This is a genomic window from Bacillus sp. FJAT-25509, assembly GCF_001420605.1.
Lineage (GTDB): Bacteria > Bacillota > Bacilli > Bacillales > Bacillaceae_G > Gottfriedia.
The window spans coordinates 200,031-220,682 of sequence record NZ_LJIZ01000003.1 but is presented as its reverse complement, the minus strand read 5'-3'; the positions used below and the strand labels follow the sequence as shown (position 1 = coordinate 220,682).

Genomic DNA, 20,652 nt, shown 5'->3' with positions numbered 1-20,652 from the left:
TATCGTACAAAACGATCGAATTCTTATCGTTAAATTAGTATTTATTTCACAAACAATTTAATAAAAATTTCTTTATACACATTATTTAAACTCTCAATCATGAAATGCAGCAAAGATGCGCATACTAATTAGGATAATTTTAGAGTCGTAATTGACAGGTTGATTTATCTAAAATAGTTCTAGTTTTTAGTAAAGGGATGAAATATTAAGTGGATCATTTAAATGGAAGAAACGAAAAAAATAAGAAAAATAATATCCATAATTTCACAATAAATCCCAAAGGAAATCTTAATGAAAACTTCGAAATCATAGAATCAATTTTCCCTACATCTGACCTTGTAAAAAAAATTCTAATGATTGATGAAAAGCCTGCACTTTTAATTTATTTATCTGGACTAGTAAATGACCAAAAAATTGATTCATTTATTAATAATATTTCGCAAAAAAAAGATTTCGAGATATTCGTAAATAATAATACGGAAAGTACGATTCGAATTCCTAAAATCGAAAAATCTATATTAGATGGTAAGAGTATTTTATTTTTAGACGGCATCTCATCTGCTTTTATTTATTCTACAGAGAATCCACCTCATAGAACATTCATGCCACCAAATATCGATAATTCGCTGAAAGGTTCAAGAATTTCTTTTGTTGAAACATATCAAGCTAACATTGCCTTGCTCCGTAGATTTATTCAAAATAAAGATTTTCGAACAAAACAAACTGAAATTGGAAATGAGAATAGAAGCATTGTGTCAATTGCTTATTTAGATCGTGTAGTTGATGAGAATCTCCTATTATCTGTAGAAAATAGAATTTCAGAAATAAAAGTAGATTCAGTGTTAAATGCAAATCAACTGGCTCAATTAATGGAGAGAAATCAATTTTCACCATTTCCGCAAATATTAACGACAGAAAGACCAGATGAAGCGGCATAATGAAGGACAATTAGCAATGTGGTTAAATGCGAAACAACACAACAAAAATGAAAATACAATCCCAAATAGCAGAATCAGTTTTTATATTACTGATATAAAAAGGAATGTAAAAAAAAAATATGATGGTGGTAAATACCAATTTACTATAAATCTCAAATTACCGGTAGCAATAACAGAATCTCCAATAAAATTAAATGACAATTCGCAAGGAAAGTTAAAAAAGGAAATAGAAAATGAATTACAAAAAGAACTAAATCAACTTGTTAAATCCTTCCAAAATGACAAGTTGGACCCAATTGGCCTCGGTCTTTTTGCTAGATCATTTAAATACTCAGAATGGAAAAAAGTAGAAGATAATTGGGTTGGTGCATTTCAACAATCAAAAATTAAGGTTAAGGTTAAAATTATTTTGGTTGATAAAGGGTTATCAATGTAAAGGAATTAAAGATTGAAATATGAAAAATTCATTTGATGAGGAATAAGATAAATAAAACATGATATTTTGGCTATTAAAAATAAAAAAAGTCTCGATTGTAGAATATGCCCTTTAGAGAAGAACCTAAGAAAACGTTAAGTCTCAGAAAAAAGATGATTTCTGTTTACTACAGGTTCATCTTTTTTATTTTACACTGCTTACGTATATGAGCTTTTGTAAATTTTTTGAAGTAAAACCAAATGATAAACAAATATTTTATTTTTTAAATCTCTTTACTTTTTAATATACTTCTTGATACAATAGCTTTCCGTCTGAAAATTCGGCTATTTATTTACATAAAGGGGGTAGAAAAATGTCTACACAACAATATAATGAAGAACTTCAATATTTAAACACTATTTTAACCGAAATGGAAAAGCAGTTAACGAAACTTGAAGGGATTCCCGTTTACACTGGAAGTGATGTAACCGAACAAGTACTTGAAGGAATTCGAGAAACAAATCGAAGAAATCTTCGCTTAGCTAAAAATGAACCTTATTTTGGTCGAATGGATTTTCAAGAGGAGCATAAACAGTCGGTACCAGTTTACATAGGAAAAGTAGGGATTTCAGAACAAGCGACAGAAAATCCATTGATAATTGATTGGCGTGCTCCAATTGCAAGTATGTTTTATTCATTTACAGGAGGAGACGAACTTGCTTATTATGAATCTCCTGAAGGAATTATCGAAGGGATCATCTATTTAAAACGAAATATAGTAATCCGCAAAAAAAATCTCCAACGCGTTGTAGATACATATGTAAAAGGCGATCAAGATGTATCAACTACTGATGATTTTCTTCTATATCGATTAAGTGAAAACAAAGATAATCGCTTAAAGGATATTGTATCTACTATTCAATCTGAACAAAATGATATTATTCGTTCATCTAAAAATACACCATTAGTCATTCAAGGAGTAGCAGGAAGTGGAAAAACAACTGTTGCTCTTCATCGACTTGCATTTCTAATTTACCAATACCGCGAAACATTAAGGGCAGATAAAATGATTATTTTTGCACCTAATAATATGTTTCTAGACTATATTTCAAACGTTCTTCCTGAGCTAGGGGTAGGTGGCATTCAACAAACAACATTTTCTGATTGGGCATTAAATACTCTCGACCATGAAGTAAAACAAAAGGATTCATCAGAAAACCTAAACAAATGGTTCGCAACTGGTGCGAACCGCCTTGAAATTAATCAAAATAGTCCAGGTAAATGGAAAGGCTCAACTCATTTTATGTCATATATTGATCGATGTATGGATAGATATGAAGCCTCAGCGGTTCCTGAAAATGATTTCAAACCATGGAAAAAGAGAATGATTGATAAAGAAACGCTTAAACATTGGTTTAGTTTTGAGTATAAACATTATCCACTTGCTAAACGGAGAGAACGGATTGTTGCAAGGCTTAAGAAATGGATAGATAATGAGCTAAAGGTTATTGAAGAAACTAACATAAGAAAAGAAAAAAAGAAAAAAGCAACTCAATATTTAAATTCTTATATGAAACAATGGCCAAAGCATACTGCACTTACTTTCTATAAATCTCTATTCACTACAACAAAGGATGCTTCGATTGTAGACGAAATACCGGCAGATATTATTAAATCTACATCTTTAAATTGTAAAAAGAAAGAGATGGATCAGGAGGATTTGGCTCCACTAGTATATATTCACAATCGACTGTTTGGAATTGAGTCAAATCAAAAGTTTCATCATGTAATAGTAGACGAAGCGCAAGATTTTTCACCGTTTCAAATTGCATTATTAAAGCAGATGACGATTGGAAATTCGTTCACCATTCTAGGCGATTTATCCCAAGCCATTCACGAGTACCAAGGGATCAATACTTGGGATGAATTTTTAGATGTATTCAATGAAAAAGAAGTAACCTATTACGAGTTAAATAGAAGCTATCGTTCAACAATGGAAATCATTCATTTTGCGAATGAGATTATAAAAAAAGCAAATATTCCTGTTAGCTTAGCAAATCCAGTATTTCGAAGTGGAGAAAAAGTTAAAATACAAGAAGTAGATCATACAAATCGGATTCAAGTCATAATTAATTCTATCCAACAATTAAAAAAGGATAAAATGGATACAATTGCAATTATTGGCCGTACTGAAGATGAGTGTGCAATTTTACATAGTGAATTATCCGTAGCTGGAGAAGAAATATCTTTTATCCATTCAAAACAGAGAAAATACGAAGGTGGAATTTCGGTAGTACCGGTGTATCTTTCTAAAGGACTTGAATTTGATGCGGTACTACTTGTCGATGTAGATGACGTGCATTATGAAGAAACGAAACAAGACGCTAAGTTACTTTATGTTGGATGTACTCGAGCACTTCACAATTTGACTGTATTATATTCTGGAAACAAATCTCCATTAATTGAAAAACCACCAATTCAGACTGTTTAATTACAATACTCATTATTTTAACTAAGCGCTAAAATTAAACAGCATTTTCAATTATTTAATACAATATTAAAGAGCATCGATTTTGCAGATCGATGCTTTTTTATATTGACTCATATGAATTTTCTAAAACTATTGAATCATTTTCAATTTCCTTAAAACAGACATATAATTCTTCTATTATCGTAAAGAATCTCCTAAAATATGGTAAATCCTACTCTTTTCAATAAGATTAGTAGTCTATTAATATGGAAGTATTAAATAAAAAGTAGGTGACCATCATCGATACAAAACAAGAAGTCGTATTATGCTTAAAGGATCTAAAGAAGGACTATGGTGCAAAATCGGTATTAAAAGGAATTGATTTAACTGTTCATCGAGGACAAATTATTGGCTATATTGGACCAAACGGAGCAGGAAAAAGTACGACGATTAAAATTTTATTAGGTCTAGAAGGGAATTACTCTGGAAAGGTTGAGATTTTTGGGGAGGAAATTTCGGATCAGCATGTTGAATACAAGAAGAGAATTGGTTATGTTCCTGAAATTGCTGAACTTTACGATAATCTTACAGCAAGGGAGTATTTAACATTTGTTGGCGAGTTATACGGGATGGATTTTGACGAAGCTGATGAGAAGGCAATGAAGTTAATGAAGGTATTTGGTTTGGATGAAGTTTACTTATCGCGAATTGCTTCTTTTTCAAAGGGAATGAGGCAAAAAGTCCTTATCATTTCAAGTTTGATACATAATCCTGACCTATTGTTTTTGGATGAGCCACTTAGTGGGCTTGACGCAAATAGTGTAATGGTATTTAAAGAAATTCTAGACATTCTAGCTGCTAATGGAAAAACGATTTTTTATTCATCACATATTATGGATGTAGTAGAGAAAATAAGTAATCGAATTATATTGATCAATGATGGAAAAATCGTAGCAGATGGTAGTTTTAAAGAATTAAAGGAGCAAAATGAAGAAGGATCATTGGAACAGATTTTTAATCAGCTTACAGGATTTAATGAACATCAAGCTTTAGCTGAGGAATTCGTATCCATTGTTAAGGGGGGATAACGATGAAGGATTTCCCTATGTTAAAAATCTTAGACTTTTTTCGACCGCTATTTGAATTGTTTGGTGTTGAGTATCCAATCATGCGTAAAATTTTAGCCGTAAAATTAACAATGGATAGTCGTAGGACACCGACCATTTTTAATCAAAATAACAAGAAAACAAAGAAAGACGAAGAAAATGGAATCATAAAATCATTAGGAGTGTATGCTTTACTTAGTTTGATGCTCATTCCTTTAGTGCTTTTTGGAAAAAGTTATGTATATGAAATGAGCGCTTTTTTTGGCATTATTATGTTCCTCATCATGACATCAATGATCTCGGATTTTTCAAATGTCTTACTTGATGTGAAAGATAAGGGGATTCTACATACAAAACCAATTGGAAAAAAGACGATTACTGCTGCAAAAATGGTACATATATCAATCTATCTTATATTAATAACAACATCAATTACAGCTTTGCCAGTAATAGTTGGGACATTTAGACACGGATTATTATTCTTAATTTTGGCAATTGTAGAGCTTCTTCTCGTTAATTTATTTATAGTTGTCTTAACGTCGATTATCTATTATTTCATTTTAAGATTTTTTGATGGTGAAAAGTTAAAAGATATTATCAATTACGTCCAAATCGGACTATCAATTTCAATTGCTGTAGGTTATCAACTTGTTGGTAGAGCATTTAGTTTAGTAAATCTAGATATGTCATTTTCGCCAACTTGGTATCATTTTCTTATTCCCCCTATTTGGTTTGGGGCGCCATTTGAGTTAATTTTAAATCGTAACACGAGTACATATCTTATTGGATTTTCTATTTTAGCAGTAATAATCCCTATTATTGCGATCATGTTCTATAGTTTATTGATCCCATCCTTTGAGAAAAATCTTCAAAAATTATCAAATAATAGTGGTATTAATCGAAAAAAAGACAGTAAGTGGAAGAATTGGCTGTCTAGAGTTATTTGCAATAATAATGAAGAAAAGGTATTTTTTAAATTCGCAGATAATATGATGCGAAATGAAAGAGAATTTAGACTAAAGGTTTATCCATCATTAGGATTATCAATCGTTCTCCCATTCGTTTTCTTATTTAATCAACTACAAATTTATTCTTATCATCATTTAGTATTAAGCAAGAGTTATTTAACGATTTATATGTCTTGCTTAATCATTCCGAATGCAATCGCCATGCTAAAATATTCCGGGAAATATAAAGGAGCTTGGATCTATAAAACAGCGCCAGTATCAAACCTCGCACCATTATATAGTGCAACTTTAAAAATATTTATTGCAAATCTATATTTTCCTGTCTATTTTATTTTAAGTATAATTTTTATCGGAATCTTTGGTATTAAAATAATTCCTGATATATTAGTTGTTTTTGTAAGCTCAATTTTATATACCGTTATTTGCTCAAATTATCTTAAAGGATCGCTCCCATTTTCAGAGTCGTTTGAGGATGCTCAACAAAATTCTGGTATTAAAATATTGATTGCCTTAGTTTTAGGGGGGATTTTGGCCTTAATTCACTGGGGAATAACGTTTATTCCATTTGGTGTATTGATTTATTTAGTATTGTTAATTATTGTAACGTTCTTTTCATGGAAACATGCTTATAAAACGATTTGGAATTTTTGAAACGAAGAAATTAAAGATTAATAGTTATTATAGTTTCTAATTATGATTTTTTTGTTCAATTAAATGTGATTTATTTGAACAGTAAAAATGTAATGAAAAAGTAATTCTTTTTATATGCAGTTCTTAATTATTATGGAACTATTTAAGAAGAACTTATCAATCAATCTAATAATATTAAAAGGACTGTCAAAAAAAAATGACAGTCCTTTTTAATATTCAAACTATGAACTTTAATTCAAGTGAGCCTAATGAGAAGAATGAGTAAATCATCTTGGAAAACTCCATATTTAACGAGTTTACTTCTAAAGAAATAAAGATAATTTCACGTTTTAAATAAATAATTACTTTTTACCATTGGATTCTAGAAGTTATATAATTCAGTCAAATTTATTGCTATACTATGAAATGGGGAGCTGAGCAAACATGAAAACTCGATTTTACTTATTCGTCCTGATTATATTATTTGCAGCACAATTACCAAACAATGCTGTAGCTGAAGCGGTGGACAAAAAAGTTTACGTTTACACGGGAAGTGACACAAATGAAATAGATGGACAACTTAATTCATTCAATGAGATTCATCGGTATGAGATTACACCGGATGCCTCTGGTGAAATAGCAGTTTATTCTATTTCACCGATAGCGAAGACTAGTGCGTACTTTTACGATGAAAATGGCAAACTTGTTGATGCGGTTCGAAATCCGTCCGTTTTTAAGGTCTCAAAGGGAAAAACGTATGCGTTAGAAATCCGTGGTCCTATCAATATCGATTATCCGATTTCGTATCAGTATAAAATCATTCTACCTACTGATCAACCGACTTGGAATCAAGTCTACGAACCAAATGATGTAAAAGGCCTTGCTTATCCTCTTCAAAGCGGAGAAACCATTTCAGGCTATATCGAAGACGCTTACGATCGTGATGTGTATAAAATAACAGTAGAAAAATCAGGTGAATTATTCGCTGCAATATCCGGTGTTTCACAGACACTCGATTATGGAATCTGGTTGGAAAATGAAGATGGAAGCAAGTGGTATTTAGATGACCAAACGACTTATGGTAATTCAATCGATGAACTCGTTGAACCAGGTACATATTTTATAACCGTTACACCACCGAATACCAATCATTCAAAAGAAGTTGACTACAAGCTAGAAGTCTCGTTTCCGACAAATGATGAATTTTCTCAAAACGCCGAGGGTGAACCAAATAATATAAGACAGCAAGCAACTGAATTATTACCCGATGTTGAGTATCACGCATCCTTTACCAATTCATTTGACGTTGACTGGTACAAAGTGAGTGTACCTGAACGTACTCGAGTCGTTTTAGACACTCAGAGTGCGGATGTCGAAATCGTCAATTCAAATTTTTATTCTAGTGTATCGACGGATGAAAACTATCCGTACGATGGTTATTTATTGCCGGGTACGTATTATGTGAAAGTCAAAAGAAAAAACGATGCAATGAAAAACGGGATGTATACGATTCGACGAACTGATGTCCCAGAGTCAGACGAGTGGACGAATGGAAAAAATCCTTCATTTATTAATTTTGATCAAGTCTATGACGGGAAAATGGACTATTTACATGATCTTGATTTTTATTCGATTCCTAAAGTTGATCGAAAAGGGATTCTTCAACTACGATTTCGTTCTAATTTTAATGAACAACTTGATCTTCGAATGACTTATTATTTACAACCAACGTTTGTGAGAGAAGAAGGGGACGAGACTGTTTATACCTATTTGATTAATGAAAATATCTATCCTTATAAGTTGACCGTTCAATCGCCAAACGGAGAGTATGGTCGTAATCAAGACTATAATTTAAAAGCAACCTTTCAACCTTATGCAACGGTTGATCAGATATACAATAATGGAAAAATAGTAAGTGGGCAGACTCTACCAAACGTTCATATTCATTTTTATACGTTTAATCCACTCGAAGCCCAAGAGAAACTTGCTGGAGTTGGTGAAAGTGACGAAAACGGGCATTTCTCTGTCCCAATACAGGGGCATGTGTACAGCACCTATCTCAGGATGCGAATAGATGAATTACAAGTGCTAAATGGTAATACAGGTGAAAACGAACTATTTATCCCTATTAAAGACGTTACAATTCCAACAATCAAAGAGGTAGAAGAAATGTCAGACCGAACAAATGGGATGCTTGGAAAAGGAGAACCTTATTCAACCATTACATTTACGGCAAATAGTAAAATCATCGCCACAACGACCGTTAAAGAAGATGGAACATATTTTATCAATTATCCGATACAAAAAGCGGGGACAATAGTCTCTATTCAGGCGAAGGATCATAGTGGGAATGTTTCGCCACCAATTAAATTAACTGTGAAAGATAAAACACCTCCTGCGAATCCATTAAAACCTTATGCAACTGATTATGAAGGGAAAGTAACTGGAAAAGGAGAACCAGGGGTTGCAGTTCTTGTTTACTCGATGCATCCTAGTAAACTAATTGGCTCAGGCACTGTCTCATCGGACGGTAGTTTTATAATTCACATTCCGAAGCAAAAAGCAGGGACAGAACTGTATGTGAAATTTAAAGATAAAGGCGGAAATTATTCGGGTCAAACATATCTGACCGTGATCGATAAAACACCTCCAACTTTTACAATGAGTAAAAAAATTGTAAAAACAAAAAAATGGTATATGCTTTCAGGAAAAACTCAACACCATGTGGAAATTGAAGTGAGAAAAGGTACAAAATTAATTGCACACAATTGGTCAAGTGTTAGAGATGCAGGGTTTGATTTATACATTCCTCCACAAAAGAAAGGACAAATCGTTACCATAATAGCAAAAGATCTCGCTGGAAACAAATCAAAGCCACTTTCTTTTAAGATCAATTGAAGTATATAAACTATATTAATAGTAATCAAAAAGTTAAAGATTTTTAAAAATAAAAGTTGAGGATTGAATCCTATAGTATTTAGGACTTAATCCTCTTTTTTGTCAATTTCTTTTATAATAATTCAACCAATACTAAATAATAGAAGGTACTTCGTTTTCTACCTTTTATTTTATATTTCTTGGGTAAGATAAATGAATGAGTTGAGCAATTAAATAGAACTTTTGAATTGATTGGGATAATATGGGATTGTAGCTTAAATAAAAAGTATGTGAGAGGACGTTGACTATGTCTAATTTATTCAAACCATTCAAATACAAAGGATTAGAATTAAAAAATCGTGTTGTAATGCCACCTATGTGTCAATATTCAGTCCATTTAAAAGATGGGATTCCAACAGATTGGCATTTCGTTCACTATACTAGTCGTGCAATCGGAGGTACGGGTTTAATCATTATCGAAATGACAAATGTTGAAGATCGAGGGCGCATTTCAGATTATTGCCTAGGAATTTGGAGTGATGATCATATACCAGCATTTAAGCGCATTATCGATGAATGTCATAAATATGGTGCAAAAGTTGCGATTCAAATTGCTCATGCAGGACGTAAAGCAGAAGATGCTCCAATTCCAGTGTCCTCTTCACCAAAACCTTTTAACGAGAAATCAAAAACTCCACATGAGTTAACAACTCTAGAAGTGAAAGAAATGGTTGAAAAGTTCAAAAAAGGTGTAGAGCGCGCGGTTCTTGCAGGGGTTGATACGATTGAGCTTCACGGAGCACATGGATATCTTATCCATCAATTTGCATCTGCATATACGAATCAAAGAACAGATGAATATGGTCAAGATAAATTTTTATTTGGAAAAGAAGTCATTAAAGCAGCTAAAAGTGTAATGCCAGCTGACATGCCACTTATTATGCGAATTTCTGCGTTAGAATACGTGGATGGAGGCTATGGACTAGATTATTCTGTCGAAATGGCTAAGGCATTCCGTGATGCAGGTGTCGATCTATTCCACGTTTCATCTGGTGGTGAAGGGCCAATCGGTTCAGGAGGTAGACCTGGATCTCATCCTGGATATCAAGTCAAATTGGCTGAACAGATTAAAAAAGAAGTAGAAATCCCTGTAATTGCAGTAGGTAAATTAGATGATGCAAATCTTGCAGAATCTATACTTGGAAATGAAGAAGCGGATTTAATCGCTGTTGGTCGTGGGATGTTAAGCAATCCTTATTGGGCGAATGAAGCTTCTATCCTTCTTGAAGGGAAACCTTTGACTCCAAAACCTTATGAAAGAGCATATTAAGAATAAAATATGAAAAGTACGCTGATTGACCAGCGTACTTTTTGATTTAATGAAGCTATAAAAATTGGTTAGTTAATAAATATTTAGACAAAGTTCAAAATTCAGCTCATTAAAAACCTTATTTTGAATTTACTTCATCAAAAAATGGTTTGTTAGCAAAATAATACATAACTGCCATCATAAATTCTCCACCAATTAGATTTCCAATCGTAACAGGAATTAGATTTCGTATAATACCTGAAAAAGAAATAGTGGAAGGATGATCAATTACAAGTGCTATTGCAAAGGAGCACATATTGGCAATACTATGCTCATAACCGGACATAAAAAAACAAAACACAAACAACATCATCGCAGTAATTTTTGTTAGATTTTCAGTTTCACCAAAAGACATTGGGATGAAAAAGGCAAGACACACGAGCCAATTACATAAGATGCCCCTTGCGAATAAATGAAAAATTGAATTATCTATTTTATGTTCGACAACTGATAATAGAAATGCACTTGAGTCAGGAGCGTCAAAAAGTCCAGTAGTATAAATGATAAAAGCAAAAAGACAAGCCCCCAAAACATTCCCTATATAACTATATATCAATAACTCAAAAACTTTAGGCCACTTCATTTTATCTCTCAATGCAGCATATGTGTAATAAAATGTATTCCCGGTGAAGAGATCTCCACCACCATACCAAATTAACACAATTGCTGAACCAAATGTTAATGCTGCGATTGGGTAAGCAACAGGAGAATTAACTAAGAAAAAGCCGTTTCCTGTCTTGAAAGCTACCATTACACCGAATCCTATAAACATACTTGCAAGCATACTTCTTAATACGTAGCGGAGATGGCTTTGTTCAAATATTTTTAATTTCTTTAAAGCCAATTTTTCAACTTCTAAAAGTGGTTTAGTTTCCATGGTATCACCCCTTTTTAATTTGTCCATTAATGTTTAAGAAATAACATTTTTATAAAATTTTATGGTAAAATTTAATTATTAAAAATTTTCATAATTAAATATTCCCTTTATAACAAGAGTAGATGGATTACTAACAGTAGATATAGAATAGTTTATTGGAGGGGTTTTTTTGAAAGAAATTATCGTACGCCCATATATATTTGAGGATGCAGAGGCTAAGTTACAATTACATGTAGAAAATAAAGAACATTTTGAAAAATGGTCTCCTACGTTAAGGAAAGAGGACTTTTACACTGTTGAAGGACAAATGAATAGTATAAAAGAGTATATGGAAAAAAGTGCAGAAGATAGTAGATATGATTTTGCGATCTTTGTTAAAGAAGACGATAATTTAACTTTAATAGGAGAAGTACAGTTCATTTTTGTTACACGAGGACCTAAACAAAGTTGTATGGTTGGTTACCAAATTGGAGAAAAATTTAATGGCCATGGATATATGACGAAAGCTTTGAAAATTGCTTTAAAAATTGCATTTGATGATTTGAAATTCCATCGAGTGACTTCAGAAGTTAATCCTGAAAATTTAGGGTCTTTACGCGTCCTTGAGAAAGTTGGATTTGTGAAGGAAGGATACTATCGAAAAAACTTAAAGATTAGAGATCAGTGGTATGATCATGTTTGTTTGGCAATTTTAGAAGAAGAATTTGCAGAGAAGGTTGTGCAAAATTAATTTGTTAAATTAATATTTTGTTTAATTTAAGATAGACAGTTTACTGTTTATCTTTTTTTTGAAAAATAATTCTATAATAAAGATCAATTTTACTCTGGTTTGAAAATAATTTAGAAGCATTTATGACATAATTTTTACTTTGTCATAAATTTTTTCAATAAAAATAAAGGAAAATTGGCAAATTTTATCTAATTAATTAAGAAAGAGAGTTTTTATTCTCTTTTCTTTTAAAAAATCGATGCAGTAGATCGATTTAATTGTAAGATGCTCAAAGTAAAAACTATAGTGAAAAAAAAAGGAGTGGTAGGGATGAATTTCTACATTATATCGGAAGAGAAAGAAAACCAAAACATTCATTATTACTGTATCGCTGCAGGTAGCCATCGCTACGACTTTGCTGTTATCTTTTCGGAAAAGTTTCTAGGGAAAGCAATGGTTGTCTCTATTCAAAGTGGAAGAATGGTATTACTTTGCAGAGAAGATATTGACCATCCAGAACACTGGGACCAAAAGCTGGGAATTGCAGCTGAAGACATTAAAGAAATTGAATCGTTTTTTCATTCCATCTTGGACCAAAAAATTTTTAGTGATCAATATTAAAAAGCGAGAGTCTCCATTTTTAGGAGACTCTTTTTAATTTGTATTAAGAAGTAAATTTTTTTAGAAGTACATGTTCGGTTTCATAACTAAAAAAAGATAGTAGCTATTTTGCTAACTGGTTCTCTTTACGGAGACAAAATATAGAAATCGCATTTAAAATCGCAGACCATTTCACAGTATCGGAATGGTCTATTTTTATTGATATTACGCTTTTTGTTTAATTAATTCAGTATAAATGGTTCATCAAATAGCACTAAAATGACAATGTACAATAGTTATTGTACATTGTGTAATTAAAACGATTTTTATAGTTAAAATTGGTGCTAAAAAACGCATTATTTATCCTTAAAATAATGCGTTTTATAGAACCAATTTATTGTGCAATCCTTCCTTAGAACTTGAACTTATTACAACTTTTGTTTGACTTATAATACAGAATATAAGCAAAAGCCAACACCAACCCATCGTTTAGGTATAGCGAATAAAATATTTACAAATGAGGATATTTTATATTTAAGATGATTTTTTCTAAAAAATGGAAATTTTTATATGATAAAATAAGCGTGAATGGTATTAAATGGGGGGATGGAATATGAAATTGTTTATTAAACTTTTAAGTACAACATTGCTACTTGTTCTCTTAACTGCTTGCTCATCTAAACCATCTTTAGACCTTGTAAGTAAAAAAATTGACATTGTTAATGATAAAAAATATGTTGGCTCAACCATTTTAACAGAGGGTGATAAAAAGGGACAAGAGGTTATTCCAACAGCTTTACTCTACGAATTTAAAATTAAAAATAATGGAAATCGACAAATCGGAGGTACAGCAGATACGACTTTAAAGGTAAAGTTTGTTCCTAGCAAAAAATTAGCTACTATTTCCAAAGATATAATAGGATTTAATATATTTAATCCTTCGTCGTATGATGAAACGGGCTTAGGTTATGGTGTTCAGTTTGATGGGGGAATTAAATCTAATAAGATTGGAAAATACATTCTTACATTTGACTTAGGTGTAACCGAGGAAACTACTGAAATTCCTGTGAGAGTTCCGTCATCAAACAAACTAGAAAAACTAAAAGAAAATGCTTTAGATGGTTCTTTAATCGTAACATCAGGCGGAAAAGAAATTGCTAATTTTAAATTTAAAAAATAGTAGCCGAAAATTTATACTATTTTTTTGTAGATAGGTAAATAAAAAAACAAAGCATTGGTGCGAATACCAATGCTTTTTATTGTGTTAAATTATTCTATTTTATTTACTTTTTTTATCTTTTGTCCCCCAGAAGAGAACCCGTTACTATCTTGTTACCTATTTTTTTATTTTAGAACAAAGAATTTAAAAAAACATTTCGACACATTATTTTAGCTGCTTCACAAAATATCATTTAATTTAGTAATTTCCCCAAATATAAGTAATAATCAAAGCAAAAAACTAAGTGTTTTCAATAAAAAATAGATATATTCCCTCAAATTATCTAGTAATTCTATTTAAATATTGTTTAAATGACAATATTTTTAATCGAAATGCCCATTTTTTATGTTCTTTGTACCCTGCATTATTCCCCCAATTTACTCTAAATTCTGGTGTATGTAAAATTTTAATTATATTTATTTACTTAGAAGATTGGTTAGTTAAATATTACTAATCTTATTGTAGTAGTGAAATAAATATAAAATTTAGAATGACAAAGCATTCTAAAAATCGTGGTGAAAGGAATAGGAGGTGAGTTTGAAATTTTTATATAAGTTTTCAATCGATCGAAAAGGGGAATGAGAATGATGAAAACAAATTATAAAAAAGTTCTAAGGTAAAAAATGTTAAGGAAAATTTTCCTATTTATATATAAAAATAATTAATTATATGTTAATTTTATTTTAAATAACTTACAATTAATAAGAGTTTGTTACAATTATATCTCTTATTCTATTAATAGTGAGTAAAAACGCTTGCTACGTTAATTAATTAACAGGTAATTAGACCTTGAAAATTCCCAAAACCATCAATTATCAAATTCAAAAGTTCTATTTTTGATTAAACAAAAAGGTATTATTAAGTGATTACTAGAAAATAATTCCAAGGGAAAGGAGGGGGTTGATCGTATTGATTTGGAACTAATGTAACTACATTTAAAATTAAATCCATCATTTAAACGAATGGATTAATATTTAATAGTTACAGATTTGTGTATAGTTTATTTTCTTTGAATCTATTAAATAAAGGGGCTCAACTATGAAGAAAAAAAATTATTTAGCTTTACCTGTATCAACAATTCTTTTATTTTCAAGTATTTATTCTGGAACAGTTCAAGCTGCTTCAGTAACAGGAGCTAATAGTACAGTTACTAATCAGGTAACCTCTGGTAAAAACCTTAGAAAAAGCCAAATGAAGGAAGTACCAAAAGTAAGTGGTAAGGTACTCCCTAAGAAGGCAGAATCTAAAATTGAAACAAAATTAAGAGATAAATTAAAAAAATCGTCAGTAAATAAACATAATGAACAACCAGGTGAATTAATTGTTAAATATAAAAAGAAAGTGACTTCAAGTGAAATCACTTCACTTCAGAAAAAATATTCTTTAAAGTCTTCAAAGAAATTAAAGAATTTAAACGCTGAAGTAGTACATATTCCAACTGGTGAAAGCAATAGTGATTACATAACTAAACTAAAAAAGGATCCAAACGTTGAATCTGTACAACCGAACTACAAATATTATGCTTCTGACTTTAAAGATACGGTTAACTATTATGAAGAAGGTAAATTATGGGGACTGGATAATCACGAACAGACGATTAATGGCAGCAAAGGAATAAAGGATATTGATGTAAACGCACCTGAAAGCTGGAAACAATATGGTTCTAAGTTACCGGAAGTATTAGTAGGTGTAATTGATACGGGCGTGGATATTAACCACCCAGATTTAAAAGGAAAAATTTGGACAAACACAAAGGAAATTCCTGGTAATGGTATTGATGATGACCATAACGGTTATGTTGATGATGTAAATGGCTGGGATTTTTATCACGACGATAATTCTGTTTATGATGCACTTGATGGTGATGAGCATGGTACACATGTTTCAGGTACAATTGCTGCAGAATTAACAAAAGATAATAAAGGGATCGTTGGTGTAGCTCCAAACGTAAAAATAGTACCATTAAAGTTCATTGGTCCTGATGGTGGAACAACGGCAGATGCTATTGATGCGATCGAATATGCTAAGAATATGGGAGTTAAAATCACAAATAACAGCTGGGGTGGCGGAGAATACGATCCATTACTTGAAGAAGCAATTGAAAATTCCAATAGCTTATTTGTAGCTGCTGCAGGTAATGATGGAATGGATAATGATGAAGAGGGAGCTTATCCTGCAAGCTATGAAAGTTCTAATATCTTATCTGTAGCTGCTGTTGATAACAAAGGTAACTTAGCACCTTTCTCAAATTATGGTGCGGAATCTGTTGATGTTGCTGCTCCTGGAGTTGACATTTTAAGCTCAGTTCCTAAATACCCAATCGATGAAATTATAGCAAAATTGAATATTAAAGGTGGAGCTGGAGCATCGGCACAAATTTCTGGAGATAATTACAAGGCAATATTTGATGGAATAGGCTACGAAAAAATAGGGTCCGAAGAAACTACAGACTCAGAAAGACAAGCTGCTTTTGACAAAGCTTTAAGTTATTTAGATATAACGGATAAAAAGAAAATTTTACTTGTTCAAGATGATGAACATGATCTTGCTCAATTATTCAACGAACCAGAACTTTCAAAGATATTTAAAGACTATTCACCAATATATAATGAACTGTTGCCTAACGTGGATAAGGTAACAATAAGTTCTGAATCCTCTCTTTCAGATTACAAGAGCAGTACCGAGTTATCCTCCTACGAAGCTGTAGTTTGGTATACTGGTAACGGGCTTGGAATAATATCTGATGAAGGTACAACTTTAACTAAATCTGATACAGACATGTTAAAAAATTATCTTTCAAATGGTGGTAAATTATTATTATCAGGTGTTAACGCCTTATCAGGACAAGAAAAATCACCATTTGTTAAGGATACTTTAGGTTTAAATGTATACCCAGATATGGGTCCAAGTTTGAATGTAAAAGGATTATCTGGTGGAATCTATGAAAATACTAATTTAAATGTAAATAGGTATGATTTTCCATACTATTTCGCTGATTTTCTTCAATCTAATAATTCAAAGGCAGTCATAAATTCAGAATATGTTTCTGATTATTCACAAGCATATGATTATTATAGTGGAACATCTATGGCAACTCCACATACTACGGGTGCTGCTGCTATTTTATTAGGTTTAAATCCGAACATGTCACCAGAGATGCTTAAACTATATACTAGTGCAAAAGGAAAGAAGCTAGAAAACCTAAAAGGACTTGTAGGTACTGGAAATATTATTAGAGCATCGGATCTTGATAAATTTGATGACAATGATACACCAGGTGTTCAATTAGATAAATTTGTTAAAGATGGCAGATTAGAAGAAAAAACACCTAATAACGCTGGTGATAAAGACGATGTTTATGCATTGTCATTAAAAGAAGGACAAGGAATCACATTCTCATTAAATGGTGAAGCAGGAACCGATTTTGATTTGTATGTTTACAATGAATCCACAACTAGCGTAAATAATAAAAATGGAATGGTTGCATACTCAGAGAACGTCAATTCATCGAATGAAAAGATAAACTTTATAGCTCCTAGAACTGGCATTTATTTTCTAAATGTCCACGATTACAAAGGTACAGGAAACTATAAACTTTACACTGGTAATTTCGATGGATCGTATGAAGATGATTCTAGCTTTGTGACTTTAGATGGAGATTGGATGCCAAAAATGAATCCACAATTCTCAGAAGAAATGGCAGGGGTACTTAATTCTAAAGGAGAAGTTAGGTTTTCTTTTGTCGGGTCTAGCATTGAATGGCAAGGTTTTAAAGATCCTTCGCAAGGAATTGCCGATGTATATATAGACGGCAATAAGTTTGCATCAAAATCGCTTTATGATAGCACCTTCAAATCGAAGCAAAGTTTATTGAAGTATGAATTTAATACTTTTGGCAATCACTCTATAAGAATAGTGTGGACTGGAAAAAGTGATCCAGCGGCAAGAAAATCAGCTACTGGGATCAATTTGGATAAATTTGTTGTAAAAGAAAATCCTATTACATTGAAAACATCTTTTGACACTAAAATGAAATATCCTGTTATTTCATGGACAGCTAAGAGCTGGGCTGACTCATATAATATTTACCGCAAAGAGTCTACGGAAAAAAACTATACAAAAATAAATAACACCAAGACAGCACCTTATATGGATAAGACTGCAAAACCAGGCAGAAAATACGACTATGTCGTAACTATTAATACAAATAATAAAGAAACACCTTTTTCATCACCAATTTCGTACGTTTACGATGATGATATTAATGGAAGACAATATATAACAGGTACTGCAAAAGGAAGTCTTAATACTGCCGCAAACGACTTTAAAGATGTTTGGGCTAAAAACTTAGTCGCGGGCAAAACATATGAAATTACGTTAACAGGCCCTACTAATGCAAACTTTGATCTTTCATTATACAACATTGGAACATCAACTATTTATGGTACGAAAGAATTGAAAAAGTCTGCTAGTAGCACGTCTACTGAAAAAATTGTCTTTAAACCAACAAAAAATGGAATGTACTATATCGTTCCTTCTGCTATAACAGGCTCTGGCCAATATAGTATAAATATTTCAGTGCAAACAACGAAATCAGTAGAAAACAATGATTCTAATGTAAAATACTCTGGAACTTGGAGTAAGTTAAATTATAAGAGCGCTTCTGGCGGCTCTATTAATCAAACAAAAGGATCTACTGGATCGCTTCAATACAATTTTAGTGGTACAGGTATTACTGTATTCGCTTTAAAAGATAAGAATATGGGTAAAGCTGATATTTATATTGATGGTAAAAAAATAAAGCAAATTGACCTTTACTCTTCTAGCCGTAAATATAAAGTAAATGTTTTTAATCTACAAAATCTAGCAAATAAAGCTCACACAATTAAAATCGTTGCTACTGGTACAAAATCTCAAGCTGCAACAAACAAGTTAATAAATGTAGATTCATTTAAATTAACTCAGTTTTCTTTAGTTAAATAATAATCTTTAGCAAAACAAAAATCCTGATTGCTCTTTTGAGTATATCGGGATTTTTTTTGAACTTAGATTTGTTTAATTATCATTACTAAGGGAAAAAAGGCAACAAATTTTGTGAAATATTTTGAATAATATAGACGTTTTATCTATTAATTTGGTAAAATTAAACAAAAATAAGTTGGTCATTTCATTGGCCAACCTATTTATTATGTAATAATTAGTGATTGAAAAGTGGAGGATCTAGTATTTATGGTGAGGAAACCAAGAGTGTTTATTGGTTCTTCAGCTGAAGCTATTCAGTATGTTGAAGCCGTATTTGAAGGACTAAAAAGAGATACGGAAGTCACAATGTGGATGAATGCTTTTGAAGAACTAGAGTACACAATGGATGATTTAGAAAAGCAACTAGATACAAATGACTTTGCAGTATTCATATTTACTCCAGACGATATTATGGAAATTCGAAATGAGAAATATTTAGCAACAAGAGATAATACAATGTTTGAGATGGGACTTTTTTGGGGGCGTTTAAAAAGAGGACGGGTTTTTTACATTATGCCAAACGATACTAAAGGCATAGTACATAAAAACTCTATAGAACCGCTAAACTACCATTTGCTTTCGGATTTAACCGGTCTTAATTCATTAAAATATGATATACGTGATGATAAGGATATAGTTCAAGAAGTGGCTGGAGCTTGTATTAAAATAAAGAGAAAGATTAGAGAAAAAGGCATATTTCCTGATCTTCAAAATAAAATTGATGATTTAATCGTACAAAAAAAAGAAAGTGAAGTTGTTGCTAAATTTAGTACACTTCTAACATTAGAACTTTTAAAATCAGACCGAAATAAAGTTGCGATCTTCTTATCAGATAATTTGAAAAGGGCGCATAGTGTACCCGAAGGTTATGAAATTGCTGATGTAGGTGTATGGAAAGTAGAAGGGTCTGACGGTTTAAAACATGTTGCTGGTAAAAAATCCAGAATCGATTTTTATTATTTTGATGTCAATGAAGATATTGTTGATGATCGAATCTTTGTGATCGATAGTTATCTAAATAGCGAAATTATTTTTATTAAAAAAAGTGAATTTTACAATACATACTTAATATGCTATCCTATTGAAAATAGTATGGTACTAACTGTCACTTTTTCAAGTGAAGAGTATGAAGCAATCGATCTAACTGAAGATGAAAAAGACTTCCTATTAGGAAGAAATAAAAGATTAATGAAAACAATAAACGAACTTTTTGGAGGTGTTTCTGTATGACTAGGTATATAAACTTAAATGATGCTAAAAAGGAATCCAAAAAAGATTTCTATCCAAAAGTTGAAAAAGGTATTGGCCAAAAAGGACTTGCTGATTTTAATGGTAAAACTGAAAGAGCAATTGTTGTTCTTCGTCGTAAAGCAGAATACGGAACTCCAGATCAAATGAATGCATATTAAAGCAAAAGGGTGACTAAAATTAGTTACCCTTTTTTTTTGTTTT

Annotated in this window: 14 protein-coding genes; 13 read left to right on the top strand and 1 reads right to left on the bottom strand. The window is 31.7% G+C overall.

Annotated elements, in window-relative coordinates:
• Positions 1 to 209 precede the first annotated feature (209 nt).
• The 7 genes from AN960_RS01405 (at position 210) to AN960_RS01375 (ending at position 10,734) form a co-directional block, all read left to right on the top strand.
• Positions 210 to 938, top strand: coding sequence for a spore germination protein (locus AN960_RS01405; RefSeq protein ID WP_056465749.1), 729 nt, complete (start codon positions 210 to 212; stop codon positions 936 to 938).
• Complete coding sequence (locus AN960_RS01400) at positions 925 to 1,374, top strand: Ger(x)C family spore germination C-terminal domain-containing protein (protein WP_056465747.1); 450 nt, start codon at positions 925 to 927, stop codon at positions 1,372 to 1,374. The genes AN960_RS01405 and AN960_RS01400 overlap by 14 nt, the downstream gene beginning before the upstream one ends.
• Positions 1,375 to 1,726: 352 nt before the next feature.
• Positions 1,727 to 3,844 (top strand): HelD family protein, encoded by a 2,118-nt coding sequence (locus tag AN960_RS01395; RefSeq protein ID WP_056465745.1) that lies wholly within the window; start codon positions 1,727 to 1,729, stop codon positions 3,842 to 3,844.
• Between the two features lie 269 nt (positions 3,845 to 4,113).
• Complete coding sequence (locus AN960_RS01390; RefSeq protein ID WP_286131541.1) at positions 4,114 to 4,911, top strand: ABC transporter ATP-binding protein; 798 nt, start codon at positions 4,114 to 4,116, stop codon at positions 4,909 to 4,911.
• A 2-nt stretch (positions 4,912 to 4,913) separates the two neighbouring features.
• Positions 4,914 to 6,548, top strand: coding sequence for a hypothetical protein (locus tag AN960_RS01385; RefSeq protein ID WP_056465743.1), 1,635 nt, complete (start codon positions 4,914 to 4,916; stop codon positions 6,546 to 6,548).
• A 423-nt stretch (positions 6,549 to 6,971) separates the two neighbouring features.
• On the top strand, positions 6,972 to 9,425 hold the full coding sequence (locus AN960_RS01380; protein WP_056465741.1) for an Ig-like domain-containing protein: 2,454 nt from the start codon (positions 6,972 to 6,974) through the stop codon (positions 9,423 to 9,425).
• 286 nt (positions 9,426 to 9,711) lie between these two features.
• Entirely contained in the window at positions 9,712 to 10,734 is a 1,023-nt protein-coding gene (locus AN960_RS01375) for an NADH:flavin oxidoreductase/NADH oxidase (RefSeq protein WP_056465740.1), read from the top strand.
• Between the two features lie 118 nt (positions 10,735 to 10,852).
• On the opposite strand, the gene AN960_RS01370 is transcribed toward AN960_RS01375, so the two are convergent.
• Positions 10,853 to 11,650, bottom strand: coding sequence for a formate/nitrite transporter family protein (locus AN960_RS01370; protein ID WP_056465738.1), 798 nt, complete (start codon positions 11,648 to 11,650; stop codon positions 10,853 to 10,855).
• A 169-nt stretch (positions 11,651 to 11,819) separates the two neighbouring features.
• On the opposite strand from AN960_RS01370, the gene AN960_RS01365 reads away from it, so the two are divergent.
• The 6 genes from AN960_RS01365 to AN960_RS01340 all read left to right on the top strand — a co-directional run bounded on the left by AN960_RS01365 (position 11,820) and on the right by AN960_RS01340 (position 20,609).
• The gene (locus tag AN960_RS01365) at positions 11,820 to 12,380 is read left to right on the top strand and encodes a GNAT family N-acetyltransferase (RefSeq protein ID WP_056465736.1); all 561 of its coding nucleotides are present in this window, start codon (positions 11,820 to 11,822) and stop codon (positions 12,378 to 12,380) included.
• 309 nt (positions 12,381 to 12,689) lie between these two features.
• Complete coding sequence (locus AN960_RS01360; RefSeq protein WP_056465735.1) at positions 12,690 to 12,980, top strand: SAV0927 family protein; 291 nt, start codon at positions 12,690 to 12,692, stop codon at positions 12,978 to 12,980.
• A gap of 592 nt (positions 12,981 to 13,572) precedes the next feature.
• Positions 13,573 to 14,139 (top strand): hypothetical protein, encoded by a 567-nt coding sequence (locus AN960_RS01355; protein WP_056465732.1) that lies wholly within the window; start codon positions 13,573 to 13,575, stop codon positions 14,137 to 14,139.
• 1,077 nt (positions 14,140 to 15,216) lie between these two features.
• Positions 15,217 to 19,161, top strand: coding sequence for a S8 family serine peptidase (locus AN960_RS01350; RefSeq protein WP_056465731.1), 3,945 nt, complete (start codon positions 15,217 to 15,219; stop codon positions 19,159 to 19,161).
• Between the two features lie 246 nt (positions 19,162 to 19,407).
• On the top strand, positions 19,408 to 20,430 hold the full coding sequence (locus tag AN960_RS01345) for a TIR domain-containing protein (RefSeq protein ID WP_056465728.1): 1,023 nt from the start codon (positions 19,408 to 19,410) through the stop codon (positions 20,428 to 20,430).
• Complete coding sequence (locus AN960_RS01340) at positions 20,427 to 20,609, top strand: hypothetical protein (protein ID WP_056465726.1); 183 nt, start codon at positions 20,427 to 20,429, stop codon at positions 20,607 to 20,609. The genes AN960_RS01345 and AN960_RS01340 overlap by 4 nt, the downstream gene beginning before the upstream one ends.
• Positions 20,610 to 20,652 lie beyond the last annotated feature (43 nt).